14 protein-coding genes and 6 tRNA genes are annotated in these 17,641 nt (G+C 44.7%); 15 read left to right on the forward strand and 5 right to left on the reverse strand.

Annotated elements, in window-relative coordinates:
• The first annotated feature begins 3 nt into the window (after positions 1–3).
• Both FNC98_RS06925 and FNC98_RS06930 read left to right on the forward strand, forming a co-directional pair.
• Positions 4–1,605: a dihydrolipoyllysine-residue acetyltransferase gene (locus FNC98_RS06925; protein ID WP_143580555.1), complete on the forward strand. Its 1,602-nt coding sequence runs from the start codon at positions 4–6 to the stop codon at positions 1,603–1,605.
• A 221-nt stretch (positions 1,606–1,826) separates the two neighbouring features.
• Positions 1,827–2,801: a transposase gene (locus FNC98_RS06930; protein WP_143580556.1), complete on the forward strand. Its 975-nt coding sequence runs from the start codon at positions 1,827–1,829 to the stop codon at positions 2,799–2,801.
• Between the two features lie 355 nt (positions 2,802–3,156).
• Here the strand turns inward: FNC98_RS06930 and metG are convergent, their stop codons facing one another.
• A complete protein-coding gene (gene metG / locus FNC98_RS06935) occupies positions 3,157–5,187 on the reverse strand; it encodes a methionine--tRNA ligase (RefSeq protein WP_143580557.1) in 2,031 nt (676 codons plus the stop codon).
• Between the two features lie 213 nt (positions 5,188–5,400).
• Between metG and apbC the strand changes: the two genes are divergently transcribed.
• Positions 5,401–6,456 carry an iron-sulfur cluster carrier protein ApbC gene (gene apbC / locus FNC98_RS06940; RefSeq protein ID WP_143580558.1) on the forward strand — a complete coding sequence of 352 codons (1,056 nt, stop codon included), beginning with the start codon at positions 5,401–5,403 and terminating at the stop codon, positions 6,454–6,456.
• 3 nt (positions 6,457–6,459) lie between these two features.
• Positions 6,460–7,047 carry a dCTP deaminase gene (gene dcd, locus FNC98_RS06945; protein ID WP_143580559.1) on the forward strand — a complete coding sequence of 196 codons (588 nt, stop codon included), beginning with the start codon at positions 6,460–6,462 and terminating at the stop codon, positions 7,045–7,047.
• A gap of 106 nt (positions 7,048–7,153) precedes the next feature.
• On the opposite strand, the gene yvcK is transcribed toward dcd, so the two are convergent.
• A complete protein-coding gene (gene yvcK, locus FNC98_RS06950; protein ID WP_143580560.1) occupies positions 7,154–8,065 on the reverse strand; it encodes a uridine diphosphate-N-acetylglucosamine-binding protein YvcK in 912 nt (303 codons plus the stop codon).
• Positions 8,066–8,563: 498 nt separating this feature from the next.
• Here yvcK and FNC98_RS06955 point away from each other — a divergent pair.
• The 7 genes from FNC98_RS06955 (at position 8,564) to FNC98_RS06985 (ending at position 10,262) form a co-directional block, all read left to right on the forward strand.
• A tRNA-Ala gene (locus FNC98_RS06955) sits at positions 8,564–8,639 on the forward strand.
• Positions 8,640–8,797: 158 nt separating this feature from the next.
• Positions 8,798–8,873, forward strand: a tRNA-Glu gene (locus FNC98_RS06960).
• Positions 8,874–8,985: 112 nt separating this feature from the next.
• Positions 8,986–9,061: transfer RNA gene (locus FNC98_RS06965), tRNA-Glu, on the forward strand.
• A 105-nt stretch (positions 9,062–9,166) separates the two neighbouring features.
• A tRNA-Glu gene (locus FNC98_RS06970) sits at positions 9,167–9,242 on the forward strand.
• Between the two features lie 113 nt (positions 9,243–9,355).
• Positions 9,356–9,431: transfer RNA gene (locus FNC98_RS06975), tRNA-Glu, on the forward strand.
• A gap of 77 nt (positions 9,432–9,508) precedes the next feature.
• A tRNA-Glu gene (locus FNC98_RS06980) sits at positions 9,509–9,584 on the forward strand.
• 432 nt (positions 9,585–10,016) lie between these two features.
• On the forward strand, positions 10,017–10,262 hold the full coding sequence (locus FNC98_RS06985) for a DUF6868 family protein (protein WP_143580561.1): 246 nt from the start codon (positions 10,017–10,019) through the stop codon (positions 10,260–10,262).
• Between the two features lie 50 nt (positions 10,263–10,312).
• On the opposite strand, the gene FNC98_RS06990 is transcribed toward FNC98_RS06985, so the two are convergent.
• Positions 10,313–10,939 (reverse strand): arylesterase, encoded by a 627-nt coding sequence (locus FNC98_RS06990; RefSeq protein ID WP_143580562.1) that lies wholly within the window; start codon positions 10,937–10,939, stop codon positions 10,313–10,315.
• Here FNC98_RS06990 and FNC98_RS06995 point away from each other — a divergent pair.
• Both FNC98_RS06995 and FNC98_RS07000 read left to right on the forward strand, forming a co-directional pair.
• A complete protein-coding gene (locus tag FNC98_RS06995) occupies positions 10,938–11,645 on the forward strand; it encodes an ABC transporter ATP-binding protein (RefSeq protein WP_143580563.1) in 708 nt (235 codons plus the stop codon). The genes FNC98_RS06990 and FNC98_RS06995 overlap by 2 nt on opposite strands.
• A 2-nt stretch (positions 11,646–11,647) precedes the next feature.
• The gene (locus FNC98_RS07000; RefSeq protein WP_143580564.1) at positions 11,648–14,155 is read left to right on the forward strand and encodes an ABC transporter permease; all 2,508 of its coding nucleotides are present in this window, start codon (positions 11,648–11,650) and stop codon (positions 14,153–14,155) included.
• A 97-nt stretch (positions 14,156–14,252) separates the two neighbouring features.
• On the opposite strand, the gene FNC98_RS07005 is transcribed toward FNC98_RS07000, so the two are convergent.
• Complete coding sequence (locus FNC98_RS07005) at positions 14,253–15,155, reverse strand: TIGR01777 family oxidoreductase (protein ID WP_313904122.1); 903 nt, start codon at positions 15,153–15,155, stop codon at positions 14,253–14,255.
• A 172-nt stretch (positions 15,156–15,327) separates the two neighbouring features.
• Here FNC98_RS07005 and FNC98_RS07010 point away from each other — a divergent pair, with 172 nt between their 5' ends.
• Both FNC98_RS07010 and FNC98_RS07015 read left to right on the forward strand, forming a co-directional pair.
• On the forward strand, positions 15,328–16,425 hold the full coding sequence (locus tag FNC98_RS07010; protein ID WP_143580565.1) for an AI-2E family transporter: 1,098 nt from the start codon (positions 15,328–15,330) through the stop codon (positions 16,423–16,425).
• Positions 16,425–17,318, forward strand: a complete 894-nt coding sequence (locus FNC98_RS07015; protein ID WP_143580566.1) for a polysaccharide deacetylase family protein — start codon at positions 16,425–16,427, stop codon at positions 17,316–17,318. The genes FNC98_RS07010 and FNC98_RS07015 overlap by 1 nt, the downstream gene beginning before the upstream one ends.
• A 24-nt stretch (positions 17,319–17,342) precedes the next feature.
• Here FNC98_RS07015 and FNC98_RS07020 read toward each other — a convergent pair whose 3' ends face one another.
• A complete protein-coding gene (locus tag FNC98_RS07020; protein WP_143580567.1) occupies positions 17,343–17,639 on the reverse strand; it encodes a YciI family protein in 297 nt (98 codons plus the stop codon).
• Between the last annotated feature and the right edge of the window lie 2 nt (positions 17,640–17,641).

Raw genomic sequence — 17,641 nt, forward strand, 5'->3', positions numbered from 1 at the left:
ATGATGAGCATAGATTTTATTCTACCGGATATTGGCGAAGGCATCGTTGAATGTGAGCTGGTTGAATGGCTGGTAAAAGAGGGCGACCGTATTGAAGAAGATCAGCCGGTTGCTGACGTTATGACGGACAAAGCCCTGGTACAGATTCCTGCCATGTATTCAGGTGTTGTCGATAAGCTTTACTACAAGCAAGGCGACATTGCTAAAGTTCATTCTCCGTTGTTTGCGATGACTAAAGAAGGTGAAGAATCAGCAGATGTAACTGCACCTTCTGAGAATATCAGTGACGTGCCGGCGGTTGAAACTGTGATTGCCAGTGAAAGTAGTTCAGTATCGCAGATTGAAGATTTCATTCTGCCGGACATTGGCGAAGGTATTGTCGAGTGCGAAATCGTTGAGTGGCTAGTGAATGAAGGCGATATTATTGAAGAAGATCAAGCGGTTGTCGATGTAATGACAGACAAGGCGCTTGTTCAGATCCCTGCAAAATACGCAGGTAAAGTTGTCAAACTTCATTATGCAAAAGGCGATATTGCTAAGGTTCATGAGCCTCTGTTCGCTATTGAGCACCAGGGCGCTGCGGACGTAAGCGTTACCGCAAGTTTAACTGCAGAACCTCAACAAGAGGTTAATCAAGACACCCACGTTTCGCAATCTGTTAAACAAGACACCCATGTTTCTCAGCCAGTAAACGGTAAAGTTGCCAGTGGTAAAGCTTTAGCAAGCCCAGCCGTTCGTCGAGTGGCCCGAGAAATGTCCGTCGATATTCATCTGGTTCCCGGTAGTGGCCCGAAAGGTCGAGTCTACAAAGAAGATGTCGTGAGATTTGCTCAAGGCGGTTCACCTGTGCAGCCGTCTACTGAACCGGCGGTTGAATCTGCGCCAGTTTCTGCTTCGGGCAACACAAGAGTTGAGCCTATCCGAGGCGTGAAAGCGGCAATGGCTAAAGCCATGACTGCATCGGTATCGACTATTCCTCACTTTACTTACTGCGAGGAAATCGATCTTACGGATCTAATTGCATTGCGAAAATCCGTCAAAGATGAGTATGCGAAGCAAGATATCAAGCTGACGATGATGCCCTTTTTCATCAAAGCAATGTCTCTGGCTTTAAAAGAATTCCCTGTAATGAATTCACAGCCAAATGATGATTGCACCGAGCTGAGTTACTTCGATGACCACAACATTGGTATGGCCGTTGACTCGAAAGTTGGTCTTTTAGTACCAAACGTAAAGCAGGTTCAATCCAAGTCTATCGTTGATGTGGCTAAAGATGTGATGCGTCTAACCAAAGATGCGCGCGATGGCCGTGTGACAACTACGGATTTGAAGGGCGGCACAATCAGCATTTCAAATATCGGCGCGCTTGGCGGAACAGTTGCGACACCGATCATAAATAAACCAGAAGTTGCTATCGTCGCGTTAGGTAAAGTTCAGACATTACCTCGATTTGATGACAATGGTGACGTGCAAGCACGCTCAATAATGCAGGTAAGTTGGTCCGGAGACCACCGAATTATTGACGGTGGTACAATTGCCCGATTCAATAATTTATGGAAATCCTTCCTGGAAAATCCAAACCTCATGCTGATGCACATGAGCTAAGAATTTCCCTTGAAAAGCCCGTTACAGCGGGCTTTTTAGTGCCTATTCCAAAAATCTAATTTTTTCTTAGTTAAGACACTCACCTCAATATCTCCTCTTAATTAAGACACCCACCATTGATGATTCCTCAGCTTAAAGGAATGCAAACACTGTTAACCCCATAAATTCTTAAGTACTTAGACTAAAATAGTAATGCCCATGGATTCCCAGGAAAACGGAATATGCCCACACCCAGATGTCAGCAAATTAGCTTACACGCTACGCCTTACTATCACTGCGTCAGCAGATGCGTAAGGCGCGCTTTTTTGTGTGGTTGGGATCATTACTCAAAGAAAAACTTTGACCATCGACGAGAATGGATTGAGCAACGTTTGCTGTTTCTAGCTCAAGTATTTTGTATAGATGTTTGCGCTTACGCGGTGATGTCAAATCACTGCCACGTCGTTTTACATATTGATAAAGAGAAAGCATTAACCTTATCTGATATTGAAGTTGTCGAACGATGGCATAAAGTATGTAAGGGCACTCTAATCACTAAAGAGTTTGTATCTGCTGGAACAGTAAGAGAATTTATTCAGCCTACCTTGGCAAATACAGTTAAGGTTTATAGGAAGAGACTCTTCGATATTAGTTGGTTTATGCGCCTTTTGAACGAGCCTATCGCAAGAATGGCCAATGAGGAAGATGAATGTACCGGTAAATTTTGGGAGAGTAGATTTCGTAGCCAAGCACTTTTAGATGACGCAGCGTTAGCCGCATGCATGGCTTACGTAGATTTAAATCCAATCCGAGCTGGAAAAGCTGATACACTGCAAGAATCTATCCACACTAGCATCCATTTGAGGGTGAAAGCCGCGATATCGAGAAAGCAACCGGACTCTCTAATGAAATTTTCTGAAGGCGATGATAATGAGAAACTCAACTATTTACCCTTTAGAGTGAATGATTACCTCGAGTTGGTCGATATGACTGGAAGAGCTATTAAAGATAATTGCTCAGGATTTATACAAGATTACCAAAATTCAATACTTTCCCAAGTTAATTTAAACGAAAATAGTTGGCTTATATTGGTAACTAAGCTTGAATATTACTTTTCAGGAGCGATAGGCCAATGTCAGTCGATTTCTGAGTTTTGCGGAATCATCGACAAACATCGACGAACTCATTTTCATATCAGTAAACGGCTATTCGGTTAGTCGCGATACTTAATCCTCAATTTCTTTATTCCAAACCTCCCCTCAATTACTGTATTAATCGAACTGATTTCTACCTCAATTTGGCAAATTAAATTATTTAAAATTCAGACAGTTGATAAACATTTCAAATGTTTATTTGGTAGGTTGTGGTTGAACTAATATTGTGGGTGTTTTGATAGCGCACTGATTTAACATTTTTGCGATGCCTGTCTTGATTATGGCTCCAATAGCTATGACTTGCGGTGGGTGTCTTAATTGTGAAGGAAGAGGTTTGGGAGTTACGGTGGGTGTCTCGATAAGAGAGGGAGATCAAAAAAGGGACCGGTAGGTCCCTTTTTGGGGAGGTGCGGCAATGTTACATGACGCGCATGCCCGGCTCGGCGCCGTTGTCCGGGTTTAAGATAAAGATATCTTTGCCACCCGGGCCTGCTGCGATGATCATGCCTTCGGACATGCCGAAACGCATTTTTCGCGGTGCAAGGTTTGCAACAACCACAGTTAACTTGCCAATCAAGTCTTCTGGTTGGTACGCAGACTTGATACCAGCAAAAATTTGACGTGTCTCGCCGCCTAAATCTACTTCGATACGAAGTAGCTTATCAGCTTTTTCAACATGCTCAGCTTTAACGATTTTCGCCACGCGTAAATCTACTTTGGCGAAATCATCAAAAGTGATTTCATCAGCAATTGGGTCATCGGTCAGAGGGCCGGTCACTGGCTGCTGCGCCTGAGCAGCTTCCAGGTTTTCTTTTGAATCTTCTACCATAGCGACAATTTTATCCATTTCAACGCGCTGTAATAACGCTTTAAATTTGTTGATCTTGTGGTCGGTTAACAATGCCTTGTGACCATCCCACTCAAGCTCATCATTAAGGAAAGCCGCCGATTTATCGGCAAGGGAAGGGAGCACAGGCTTTAAATAAATCATCAGCACACGGAACAGGTTAATCCCTAACGAACAGATTTCGTGTACTTCCTGTTGCTTGCCTTCTTCTTTAATTAACTGCCACGGCTCTTTAACGGCGATGTACTCGTTAACCTTGTCGGCAAGAGCCATGATTTCACGCATCGCCCGACCAAATTCACGGTTCTCGTAGTGAGCCGCAATGCTATCACCTGCGCTCATCACTTCATCGGCCAGTGCTTGATCTGCTGGGTTTGCTACCAATACACCATCAAACTTTTTACTGATGAAGCTGGCACAGCGAGATGCGATATTTACCAGTTTACCAACCAGGTCAGAGTTAACGCGCTGGGCGAAATCCTCCAGATTCAAATCCAGGTCATCAATACGGCTGGTAAGTTTTGCCGCAAAGTAATAACGCAGGTATTCCGGATTCAAATGATCTAAATAGGTGCGACCTTTAATGAAAGTACCTTTAGATTTCGACATCTTAGTACCATTTACCGTCACAAAACCATGAGCGTAAACAGACGTCGGTTGACGATAACCAGAGCCATCAAGCATAGCTGGCCAGAATAAGCTGTGGAAATAGATGATGTCCTTACCAATAAAGTGATAAAGCTCGGCATCGGAATCTTTTCTCCAAAACTCGTCAAAGTTAATGCCTTGCTTGTCACATAGGTTTTTAAAACTACCCATGTAACCAATTGGCGCGTCTAGCCAAACGTAGAAAAACTTGCCCGGTGCGTCTGGAATTTCGAATCCAAAATATGGTGCATCACGGGAAATATCCCACTGCTGCAAACCTTGTTCAAACCACTCAGCAAGTTTGTTTGCCATTTCTTCCTGCAATGAACCGCTGCGAGTCCAGTCTTTCAGCATTTGCTCAAACGCTGGCAAATCGAAGAAGTAGTGCTCGGAATCCTTCAGTACAGGTGTTGCACCGGAAACCACACTGATCGGATTGATCAGATCCGTTGGTGAATACGTAGCACCACAGTTATCACAGTTATCACCATTTTGATCTTCGCTCTTACACTTAGGGCAAGTGCCTTTTACAAAACGATCCGGTAAGAACATTTCTTTCTCCGGATCGAAAAGTTGTGAAATTGTGCGACGCTTGATGTGGCCATTCGCATCAAGGCGGCGATAAATTTCCTCAGCAAATGCTCGGTTTTCATCACTATGAGTCGAATGGTAATTATCAAACTTGATATGGAAGCCGGCAAAATCCGCCATGTGCTCCTGACGAACCTGCTCGATCATTTCCTCTGGTGCCATACCTAACTGCTGAGCTTTCAGCATGATTGGTGTACCGTGGGCGTCATCGGCACAGACATAATAGGTTTCGTGGCCGCGCATTTTTTGGAAACGTACCCAGATATCCGTTTGGATGTACTCGAGAAGGTGACCTAAGTGGATAGGTCCGTTGGCATATGGAAGTGCACTGGTGACAAGGATTTTACGTTTATTGGTCGACATTGTTCGAAAATAAATTCTTAATAGTAATCGTGGCAGCGATAGTACAAAATTTGCGAATTTTTTTCATTAATAATTATCGATATTGATGAAAAACCCACTTATTATGAAGCAAAGCGCGCATTTAATGAAAAATGCGGGTTGCTCGTTTTCATAAGTGAATAGAAACTATACAAGATAATTAATGCGTAACCTTGCGCAATTTATGGTGGAATAATGGAAGATAAAATCCGCAGTTACATACAGCAATACCGCTCTGACTGTTTTCCTTATGGCCTCGAACAGGTGTTCGCAGACTACACAATTACCAGCAACGATCAAGGTTACCTGCTAACGGTCAGTCTGGCATTTCCTTGTTTTACGGCATTACAAACCGCCATTGAAACCATGGCAGAAACCCTGGACGTTAATATGGACTTAAAAGCTCAGGTTCAGGTGGAAGCGGTGCGTGAGCACAATATTGCCGGTGTTAAAAATATTATTGCTGTGGCCTCTGGAAAGGGTGGTGTTGGTAAATCAACAACCGCAGTAAATATTGCCTTGGCACTACAAGAGGAAGGGGCGCGGGTTGGTATCCTTGATGCCGATATTTATGGTCCATCGATTCCCACAATGTTGGGCATCGCTGATGAAAAACCAGGTTCTGAAGATGGCAAACGTATGTTGCCTTTAAATGGTCAGGGCTTGTCGGCAATGTCGATTGGCTTTTTAGTCCCGGATTCTCAAGCCAGTATTTGGCGGGGGCCGATGGCGAGCACCGCTTTTACCCAGCTATTGAATGAGACTGCCTGGGATGATCTGGATTATCTTATCGTCGATATGCCGCCTGGTACTGGTGATATTCAGTTAACACTGGCGCAAAAGGTGCCTGTTGCAGCCGCCTGTATGGTAACAACGCCACAGGATATCGCCCTCATCGATGTCCGCAAAGGCATCAGCATGTTTGATAAAGTGCAGGTGCCGGTGCTAGGTGTGATAGAAAATATGAGTTATCATCTGTGTCCTAACTGTGGGCATGAATCCCATATTTTTGGTGAAGGTGGTGCACAGCATCTGGCTTCTGAGCAAGACATCGATTTACTGGGGCAAATTCCACTTAATCTTGATATTCGTCAAGGCGCGGACAGCGGTAATTCTCCGATATTGTCCAATATAGATAGTGACATTAGCCAAATCTACCGTAGAATAGCCACCAATATTGTGAGTGATTTATATTACCAGCTTGACTGGCGCAGTCCTGCGACGGCAACGCTGAGCATAACAGAAGAATAACCGATGAGACTTTGTGATAAAGATATTGAAGCCCTGATTGAGGCTGGAAAAATTTGTATTGAGCCACGCCCTGAATCTAGTATGATTTCTGGGGTCAGTGTGGATATTTGCCTGGGCAATAAGTTTCGCGTGTTTGAAGACCACACTGCGCCGTATATTGATTTGAGCGGACCGAAAGCGGAAGTCCAGGAGGCGATGAACACCTTGATGAGTGATGAAATTCACATCGAGGATGGCGAAGCCTTCTTCCTCCATCCAGGTGAACTGGCGCTTGCAGTAACTCACGAGTCAGTAACATTGCCAGCCGATATTGTTGGTTGGTTAGACGGTCGCTCGTCGCTGGCTCGCTTAGGGTTAATGGTTCATGTTACCGCGCATAGAATTGATCCAGGTTGGTCTGGACAAATTGTTCTTGAATTCTTCAACTCTGGAAAACTGCCGCTTGCCTTGCGTCCGAAGATGAAAATCGCTGCGTTAAACTTTGAAACCATGTCAGGGGAAGCGATTCGTCCATACAACAAGCGTGATGATGCCAAATACAAAGATCAAAAAGGCGCTGTTGCCAGCCGCATTAGTGAAGACGAAAGCTAAAGCTAAATTAATGCTCGTGAATTAAGTGTGTATTGATACCAAAAGAAAAGCCCTGGCCAGCAATGGTCAGGGCTTTCTAATTTAAATGAGTTGTCGTGTTAGCTAGCTAGCCATTAACGACATCATCATTATAAGTAATGTTGATTGCGCATGCCTCAAGAGCTTCCAGTAAGCGTTGCTTATTATGGTAATCACCGTTGTCGGCATCGCTCAGTGGTCGGCACAATACGTTAACCCTTTCGGATTTCGCCGATTTATCCTGAGTAATCACAGTATCAATAGGCAAGCAACCAATATTGTTTTCCAGCCAGTTTAATTTGTCGTCCAAAGGTAATTTTCCTGCCGGACTATCTTCTTGGTTGATGTTGTCGATAAATACGCATTGGCCAGTTCGTTTTTCGATGGCATTGCGTAAGTCATTAACTAACAGGGGAGGGACGACACTGGTAAGAAAGCTGCCCGGGCCAAGAATGATCAAATCGGCATTTTCAATGGCAATTAAACATTCTGGGATGGATTTTACCAGAGGCGCTAACATTAGCTTGTGAGGCATCGTTGGCATGTCATCAACGGATATCTCACCAACTTTACAACGGCCGTGCTCATAGAACGCCAATAAATCCGTTGGTGTTTCCGACATAGGGTAGACTTTGGTTTTCACTCTCAGCAAGCTAGAGATAAGATTGATCGAATCAAGCGGACGGCTTTGTATTTCATTCAGTCCAAACAGGATCAAGTTTCCGAGGTTATGTCCCGATAACTCATCGTTGCCGTCAAAGCGAAAATTAAACAGCTGGTTACCTACGGATTCGGGCTCGACCAATTGCGTCAGGCAATTACGTAAATCGCCCCAGGCAATCGAGCTGGTTCGCTTTCTGAGTTTACCCGTAGAGCCACCATTATCTGTGGTAGCAACAATACCAGTAAGTTGATCTCCCAAAAAGGAAAGGGTGGAGAGGACACGTCCTAAACCATGGCCGCCGCCAATGGCGACTACATTGAGTTTTTGTAAGCGCATATTTGTTCTGTTACCTCATTAACCATGAATACTGCGCAAAATAAGACTGGCTCAGAAAATAATAATTAGGAAATTTCATAGATAGTTATAGGAGCTATTACTACGCTTCTCAAGAAATTAGTCTCATTTGTTCACGCAACTTTATTGTAGCGACAATCGTTACATAATTGCTACACCTATACCGTATCCGATTGTAATCGTCATTTTTATTTTCATATGCTTTATTTATTGCTGCGTCTAATGACTGTGTAATTCTCGATGTTCATTCACGGGAATTTGCTAAAACGCTATCAAATATTTGTTTAAAAAGGTGTTAAAACCTGCAGTTTGCAGCAGCTTTCAGATAAAAAAACGGCAAAGCGATGAATTAATAAACGCTTAAACCTGTTTTTCCCGATTTTTACGATTTTATGCAAAAAAACTGTTGACTCTTTTCAGCACCCTGCTTAGAATTCGCCTCGCTTTCAACGAGTAAGGTCGCTCAAGAGAGCAGGTTCTGGGGCTATAGCTCAGCTGGGAGAGCGCTTCGCTGGCAGCGAAGAGGTCTGCGGTTCGATCCCGCATAGCTCCACCAGAATTCTTCAGGTTTGATAATATCGAGCCTCGACTTTGGCAAAAGTCAACGCAGGCTGAGGTGTCAGTCTGCCGAAGGTGAATTTAAGATTTGAAGTGTCTTATTTTCTTATGCAGATATACTTAACAGGTTGATTAGATTTGTTAGATATACATTGCGTCCCCTTCGTCTAGAGGCCTAGGACACCGCCCTTTCACGGCGGTAACAGGGGTTCGAATCCCCTAGGGGACGCCACTTCATTTAAAATAAGTTGTACCTGACAGGTTTATGTTAGTTCTAGTGCTGGTAAAATATTTTTACCAAGCGCAAATTCTTTAAAATACTCAGTGTTTTTCAGGAATTCTGCGTCCCCTTCGTCTAGAGGCCTAGGACACCGCCCTTTCACGGCGGTAACAGGGGTTCGAATCCCCTAGGGGACGCCATTTCGTCATAATATTCTGTTATCAAGGTCAAAAAGTTCTAGTGCCGACAAGGTTTCTTGTCATGCGCAACATTTTCTGAATACGTGAAAGATTCGGGAAATCTGCGTCCCCTTCGTCTAGAGGCCTAGGACACCGCCCTTTCACGGCGGTAACAGGGGTTCGAATCCCCTAGGGGACGCCAACTTATTTACATACAATTAGGTGACTTGTTCTGGTGCCGGTGAGGTTGACTCATTTCGCAAAATCATCAAGTTCATTATCGGCTCATTTGAGTTTATAAAGAAAGATTTTTGCGTCCCCTTCGTCTAGAGGCCTAGGACACCGCCCTTTCACGGCGGTAACAGGGGTTCGAATCCCCTAGGGGACGCCACTTAATTGCAATTATCCAAGGTCTCATCTGGTAACAGGTGACATGTTCGCGGTTTTTGATAAACCAACAAATTTCGCGTCCCCTTCGTCTAGAGGCCTAGGACACCGCCCTTTCACGGCGGTAACAGGGGTTCGAATCCCCTAGGGGACGCCACTTCTTTGAAGTACAAAATAGCCGACGCAAGTCGGCTTTTTTGTTTCTGCTCAGCGGTAAATATTACTCTACTCGCACGACCGTCAGTCTGTTCGTCAGTGCTCTATCTTTTTTAATCGCGATTCTTCTATACTTGTAGTTAATACCAATGCACATTAATTACTGATCATTCAGCAAATTTTTGAAATGGTAAATTTGACTGACGAGCCCAAAGAATCTCATCAGAGTTAAGCAAGCTATATTTAATGGTCAGATATTCAAATTTGCCCTGGCGGGAATGCCCGAGAGGCATTTCTACTGCGTACTCGCTATTTGAAATGGAATGACCATTCCTAAATAACGACGCCTTGTATAAATCCCTCGGCTGACATTCTGAATAGCTCACTTTTCAACGTGCATTGGTATAGCTTGTTAGTCTGTAAGGAGTTTCAGATGGGTGATTTATCGGTTTGGACAAGTTTCTTTGGCTGGTGCACCGTGATCAACTTTGTCATTTTATTGTTTGCGACCTTTATGATCCGCTTTGCTCAGGATTGGGCGATGGAGATCCACAGTAAAATGTTCAATATTGATAAGGCGCAATTGCCAGGCATGTACTTTAAATACGTGGCGAATTTTAAGATTGTCTCGGTGGTATTTAGTTTCACGCCATGGCTGGCATTGACATTGATGGGGTAGGTGGGTCGATTAAACTCAACCCGCAATACCAAAACTTCTGTGCCTGCTAATTATTTAGCGGCTTGCGTAACCACAGGTTCTAACAATTCGCGCATCCGCTTGGCCAATTGAGGTTGTGCTTCTTTGGTTGGATGAATACCATCGGCCTGCATAAGTTCGGCGTTAACGGCAACGTCCTCAATAAAAAATGGGATTAGCGTACTACCGGTCTGTTCGGTCACATCTTTGAATACGTCATTGAACATTTTGTTATAACGCTGACCGTAATTTGGCGGGATTTTTACGTCGCTGACGATAACTTTGATGTTTTCGTTTTGAGCCAGCTCGATCATTTGTAACAAATTATTTTTAATTAATTTCGGTGGGAAACCTCGTAAGCCGTCATTGCCGCCAAGTTCAATAAGTAAGTAATCAATCTTTTGCTGCTCCAGTATTTTCGGGAGTCGGGCGAGGCCACCATCGGTTGTTTCGCCACTAATACTGGCGTTGATAATGCGATAATTTGCCTGATCCTGTTCAAGATTTTCGTTTAAAATCGTCACCCATCCTTCGTTTTCCTGCATCCCGTAACTTGCACTCAGGCTATCACCTAGTAGTAAAATAGAGTATTGAGCCAAAACCGGGTTGGCGAACGTACAACATACTAGCAACAACCAAGGGAAAAATTTTTTCATCATGCTTCAGGATCCTGATTTAATTTTACAATGTCGACAAGTGACCAAACAGGTGACTACCGGCGAGAAAACACTGGATATTTTACAACCAATCGACCTTCAGGTTCGACCGGGTGAAACCGTGGCGATTATCGGGGCTTCTGGCTCTGGTAAAACCACGCTTTTATCTCTGCTAGCCGGGTTGGACACTCCAACGCAAGGGGAAATTTACCTCAAACAGGCGCCTTTGCACAAGTTCGATGAAGAACAACGCTCTGCGGTACGAGCAAAACACGTCGGTTTTATCTTCCAATCGTTTCTCTTAATCAACAGTTTAACCGCTTTGGAAAATGTCATGTTACCAGCGGAACTTGCAGGCAGCGACAAGGCTGAGCAAGACGCTCTGGATATGCTCGAAAAAGTAGGTTTGAAAGACCGAGCCGACCATTTCCCATCGCAATTATCTGGTGGAGAGCAACAACGTGTTGCTATCGCCCGAGCATTTATTAGCTCTCCAGATATCCTTTTTGCCGATGAGCCAACCGGTAACCTGGATAGCAAAACCGGTGATACCGTCAGCGACTTATTGTTCGAGCTGAATCAACAACAAGGCACGACGTTAGTATTAGTTACCCATGACAACGGCCTTGCAGCCCAATGTCAGCGCCAGTTAGTGATGCACGCCGGAGAGCTGACCGAATCCGTAAAGAAGATGGCTGAGGTGGTTTAACGATGTCGGTTTGGGCCACTCAATCCTGGCGGTTATTTCGCCATGAATTAAAGCGTGGAGAGCTGACCATAGTTGCATTGGCATTGATTATCGCCGTTGCCAGTGTGTTCAGCTTATCGGGCTTTTCCGCGCAGATTAAATCTGCTCTTATCCAACAAAGTAATAGTTTTATTGCCAGTGATCGTATTTTGCAATCGCCACGTCCGATTGACGAAAAGTACGTAGACAAGGCCAACGAGATGGGCATCGCTAACGCTGAATTGCTTGAATTTTCTTCTATGGTTTTTGGCGAAGAGGAGATGGTTCTAGCGTCCGTAAAATCGGTTAGCGAGGGTTATCCTCTGCGTGGCAATTTAATGATCGCTAAGGTCGAAGGCAACGATTTGGCTGATGTAGGTGCCAGTCAACCGCCACAACCGGGCAATGCCTTTGTCGGGCAATCGTTGTTAAACAACCTGAATCTAAAACCGGGTGATACCTTTGAGCTTGGAAACAGTCAATTCAAGATATCTGGCGTTATTGACAAAGAACCCGATGCATCATTTAGCGTTTTTACTTCAGGTCCACGAGTGCTTATCAACATCAAAGATGTGCCTGCAACTGGCGTGGTGCAACCGGGAAGTCGCCTGACTTATAAATATCTATTCGCAGGCGAAGGGATTGAAGAGTTTTCAAAGTGGGTAAAACCACAAATTCTCGATACCCAGCGTTTTCGTGATATCAAGGACCAACAAAGCCCACTTGCAAGGGCGTTGAATCGTGCGGAAAGTTATTTATCTCTGGCTAGCATGTTGGGAATTATTCTTGCAGCGGTGGCGGTGTCGGTGGCTTCGAGACGTTATGGCCAACGCCATCAACCTATGGTTGCCGTTTACAAATCTATCGGTGCATCGTCGTCGTTTATTTCTAAATTGTATCTCCTGCACTGGACCGCATTGGCAGGCTTTTCGATCATAGCGGGTCTGGTAATCGGTTATGGTATCCAATATTTGGGTATTAAATTCATGGCGGATGTAGTGCCAGATGTATCGTTAACAATAACCGCTTTCCCGGTAATGGTTGCGGTTTTCACTGGAGTTATTTGTGCGATTGCGTTTGCGATTACGCCGATGCGACAGCTAGTGGCAACACCCGCAATATCGGTTATTCGCGGCTTTAGCGGCTTTGAACGTGCATTAACCTGGTTAGAAAGAACGCCACCATTATTAGCAGTGGTGTTGCTGTTATGGATATTTAGTCAGGATCTAGTGTTAACGACAGCCCTTATTCTAGGTGCCGGAGCCATCATTTTTGTGATTCTGGTGTTAGGGCATGTGCTGATTAACGCCGGGCGCTCGGTTGGCAGTCAGGCTGGTCAGGCGTTTCATTTGTCGATGGCCAATCTTAAACGTCGGGCAAAAGCCAATCAGGTGCAGCTTGTCAGCTTCACCATTGCCATCCAGTTGTTATTGTTGATGCTGGTGGTACGCAATGATTTAATCAACGAATGGCAGGCGCAGTTACCACAAAATACGCCAAATCAGTTTCTGGTGAATGTCAGTAAAACTCAGGTTCCTGCGGTAGAAGGCTTTCTCGAGCAACAAGGGCTGGCAGCCAGTGATTTGTATCCTATTGTTCGCGGCCGTCTTTCTGCGATCAATGAAGAGCAGGTCCGTCGCCGGGTTTCTAAGGAAGAGGAAAACGCTAGTGAACAGGGACGCCGTGGCATTGGCCGCGAGTTGAATTTAACCTGGCATCAAAATCTTCCTAAAGAAAATGAGGTCATTGAAGGTGAATGGTTCAGCAAAGAAAACCCGAAGCCGGAAGTTTCAGTGGAGCAGCGATTGGCTGAACGCCTGCAGATTGGCGTTGGTGATGAGCTAACTTTCCAAATCGGTAGTGAAGTGGTGTCTATGCCAGTTACCAGCATACGTACCGTAAACTGGCAATCGATGCAGCCAAACTTCTATATGATTTTTTCTGAGTCGGTACTGGCAGATTTCCCTGCAACCTATATTGCCGCCATTTACGTGCCGGCCATGCAAAAATCAGAATTCCAGGACTTTTTGAAAAACTACCCAACCATTAGCATTATCGATGTGGATGCGATCATCTCGCAGTTAAGAACGGTGATCTCTCAGGTTTCACTGGCGGTAGAGTTTATCTTAATCCTGGTGTTAATTGCCGGAGCTCTGGTATTGGTGGCTCAGGTCCAGGCGAGCATGGAAGAGCGTGAAAGGGAACTAGCGATACTTCGTACCTTAGGAGCCAAAGGCAGCTTGCTTACCAATAGCGTGTTACTTGAGTTCATTATTCTCGGCTCTATCGCCGGATTGCTTGGCAGTTTATCGATGGAGCTTGGTGTTCTTATCCTGCAAACGCAAGTGTTTGATATGAGCGCGAGTATTCATTGGCAATATTGGATATTAGGGACTGTGATAGGAGCAACCGTGGTTGGTTTCCTAGGAATGGCATCCTGCTATCGATTATTAAAGCTTTCCAGCTTGACCTTGATTCGACGTACCTTGTAACGCCGAGTTAGCATTCATCCATTCAATGTAAGAGCCAGCGAAATCGCTGGCTCTGTTATTTTGGAATCCTTAGTTTAAGCTCTTTGTTTTAGACTCTTTATTTTAGGAGCTGGGCAAACGCGTCTTTGATGTCAGCGTGCTCGAAGCTATAGCCGGCGCTTATCAATGCTATCGGCAAAACTCGTTGACCGAACAGCAGTAAATCAGACATTTCCCCGAAAAGAGCGCGCAGCACAAATGCCGGCATGGTGGCAAAATTTGGTCGGTTTAACGCGTCAGCCAGCGCTTCGCTAAATTCACGGTTAGGCACTGGGTTTGGTGCTGTCATATTCACCGGGCCGCGCAGAGTGTCATTTTCGATAATAAACTGTATGGCATTGACCATATCGTCAATATGGATCCAGGACATGATTTGTTTACCATGAGACAATTGTCCGCCCATACCGAGTCGATAGGCCGGGATCATTTTCGCCAGTGCGCCGCGATTTCGTTCTAACACAATACCTGTTCTTAACAGGCATAACCGAGTCTTGTTTTTACATAATCTTGCTTTATCTTCCCAGACTTTACACACCTGATGACTAAATTCGGGGTAACAATCTTTGAAAGTCTCATCAATATCTTGTTCGCCCTGGCGACCATAATACCCAATGGCGGAGCCAGATAAGAAAACAGCAGGAGGGTTATCACTGTCGTTGATTAGCTTGCTTAGCTGTTCGGTGATTTGCCAGCGACTCTGGCAGATTTTTTGTTTTTGGGTTCGATTCCAACGCTTATCGACTAAGGGTTGCCCCGCAAGATTAATGACGATGTCAAAGTCATTGAGATTGTCCAGCTTATCCAAGGTGTCAATAAAGGTCATCACTGCAGGATTAATGTCGCTGGGCATAATCGGTGTGTGTTGCCGTGACAATACGGTAAATTGATATTTATCCTGAAAGCGCTGAATAAAGTGGCTACCTATCAGCCCTGTGCCACCCGTAATTAATACATTCATCATAAACCCACATCAAAAGGCAATTGCTAATGTTAGCGTAGCTATTTTAGCTATCGTGTCTGCCACATTAGATAGAAAACAAAATTCGCTACCAATAATAATTGTAATACCTGATTGCTTACCTTACCGATCATTTTTTGCTAAGGTATTTGAAAATCAATTAGTTGGAATATTAATGACTCAGGTTAATCAGGGACAAACCAAGGAAAGTGGGGTGGTAAGGGTAATCCTTATCGTGGCACTACTGGTGATTATTATGGCTGGTATTAAAGAGGCCAACAATCTTCTCGTTCCGTTTTTATTATCCATTTTTATCGCTATCGCCTGTAATCCGTTGGTCAATAAGGCCGTTGAATATAAGGTGCCGAAAACTCTGGCGGTATTAGTTGTTATCGGTATGTTTTTTGGCGCGGGCTTTTTAATCGCCGGTTTACTTGGTAATTCGTTAAACGAGCTATCGACACAAATGCCAACCTATAAAGCTCAGGTTACCGAAAAGTTTGCGGGGCTCATCGATTTTCTCGCTGCCAATAACGTTCGGGTGTCAAAATCTTTCTTTATGCAGTATCTCGACCCAGGAGCGGCGATGGGATTTGCGGCCAATATGCTGTCGAGCTTCGGCAATATTATGGCAAACCTGTTTTTCATTATTCTGACCGTGGTATTCATGCTGTTAGAAGCCTCGACTATCCCAACCAAGCTGCATCTTGCATTCCAGGATCCGCAGATGAAAATGGATCAGATTGATAAGTTTTTGTCCTCAGTGAATCAATATCTGGCGATAAAAACCGTGGTCAGTATTGGTACCGGTATTTTGGTGAGTACCATGCTTTGGGCATTTGGTCTAGATTTCTATCTGTTGTGGGGCGTCGTTGCCTTTCTGTTTAACTTTATTCCTAACATTGGTTCCATCATCGCTGCGGTTCCTGCTGTGCTGTTGGCCCTGGTGCAACTTAGCCCGACTATCGCTGGCTTCATTGGTCTTGGCTATATTCTCATTAACACCGTAATGGGCAATATCGTTGAACCTCGTTATCTTGGTAAAGGTCTGGGGTTATCAACCTTAGTGGTTTTCCTGTCGTTGGTATTCTGGGGCTGGTTATTAGGCACGGTTGGCATGTTGTTGTCGGTGCCACTTACCATGATTATCAAAATTGCTTTGGAAAACTCCGCCGAAGGGCATTGGTTTTCGGTATTACTCAGTGACTCACAAACTCTGGATTCAGAAGTTGAACAATTACAGCAGTCCGAAGAAGAGGAATCAAAAGCTTAATGTCAACGCTTAGCAGCGGGTTATACGGTTTTAAAGGAATAAGCCAAGGCTTATTCCTGACGGGGCTGATAATCTCTATTGTGATGCTCTCTGCATTAATTAACTCTGGCCAGGCGATAGCAACGCCGGACTTAGAACAAGAGCCTGATCCAGAACCAGAACCAAGCTTTGCAAACAAAATTGTCTGGCCCGATAATCGGCAAGTGGCTGTTTCCTTGAGTTATGATGATGCACTGAACAGTCAGCTGGACAATGCTATTCCTGCGCTTAATCAATATGGTTTTACGGCAAGCTTTTACCTGACGCTCGCATCGGATGCAGTGCCAGGGCGCATAGAACAATGGCGCCAAGCCGTTAAACAAGGCCATGAACTTGGCAATCATAGTATTTTCCATGGCTGCTCAAAAGAGCCTGAAGATCGTGATTGGGTGGCCGAACATTTAGATTTATCGAAACGCAGCGTTGCCGATGTGGTCGCTGAAATAAGGGTAGCCAGTGATTATTTGTATGCTATCGATGGTAAGTCTACCCGCACTTTTACCGCGCCCTGTTTTGAAACCAAAGTCGCCGGTGAACAAAGCTTTCTCGACGATATTCGAGGAGATTTTATCGGTATCAAAGGCCACGAAAGGAATTTATCTAAAGCGGATAATCGCTTGTGGGCGGCGTTTGCTATAACTGGGCAAGCGTTGATTGATTACGTTGAAGAGCAGGCAAAAGAGGCCAGTGTTATTCAAATCGTGTTTCACGGTATCGGTGGTGATCACTTGAGCGTAGACATTGACGCTCACCAGGCGTTATTGCGTTATTTAGATGCTAACAAGGATAAATATTGGGTAGCCGATTATCGGTCGATAATGGCGGTGGTAAACGAGCAAAGAGCGCCGCGCTAATTGCTCGTCAAACTAAATGGATTGTTAAAAAACCTGTTTAAACGGTTTTACGGTGACAGATTTATAAACCCCAGCTTCAATGTAAGGGTCAGCATCGGCCCAGGTTTTGGCCTCTTTAAGGCTGGAAAACTCCAACACTAATAAAGAGCCAGTGAAACCGGCGTCGCCGGGGTTCTCATCATCAATCGCTGGACAAGGACCGGCTAAAACCAGGCGTCCTTCATCTTTAAGTTGTTTTAGTCTGGCAAGGTGTTTGTCACGAACCTGCATGCGCAACGGCAGACTGTTCTCAACGTCTTCGCTGATAATCGCGTACAACATAG

This window comes from Thalassotalea sp. PS06, from assembly GCF_007197775.1.
GTDB lineage: Bacteria > Pseudomonadota > Gammaproteobacteria > Enterobacterales > Alteromonadaceae > Thalassotalea_A.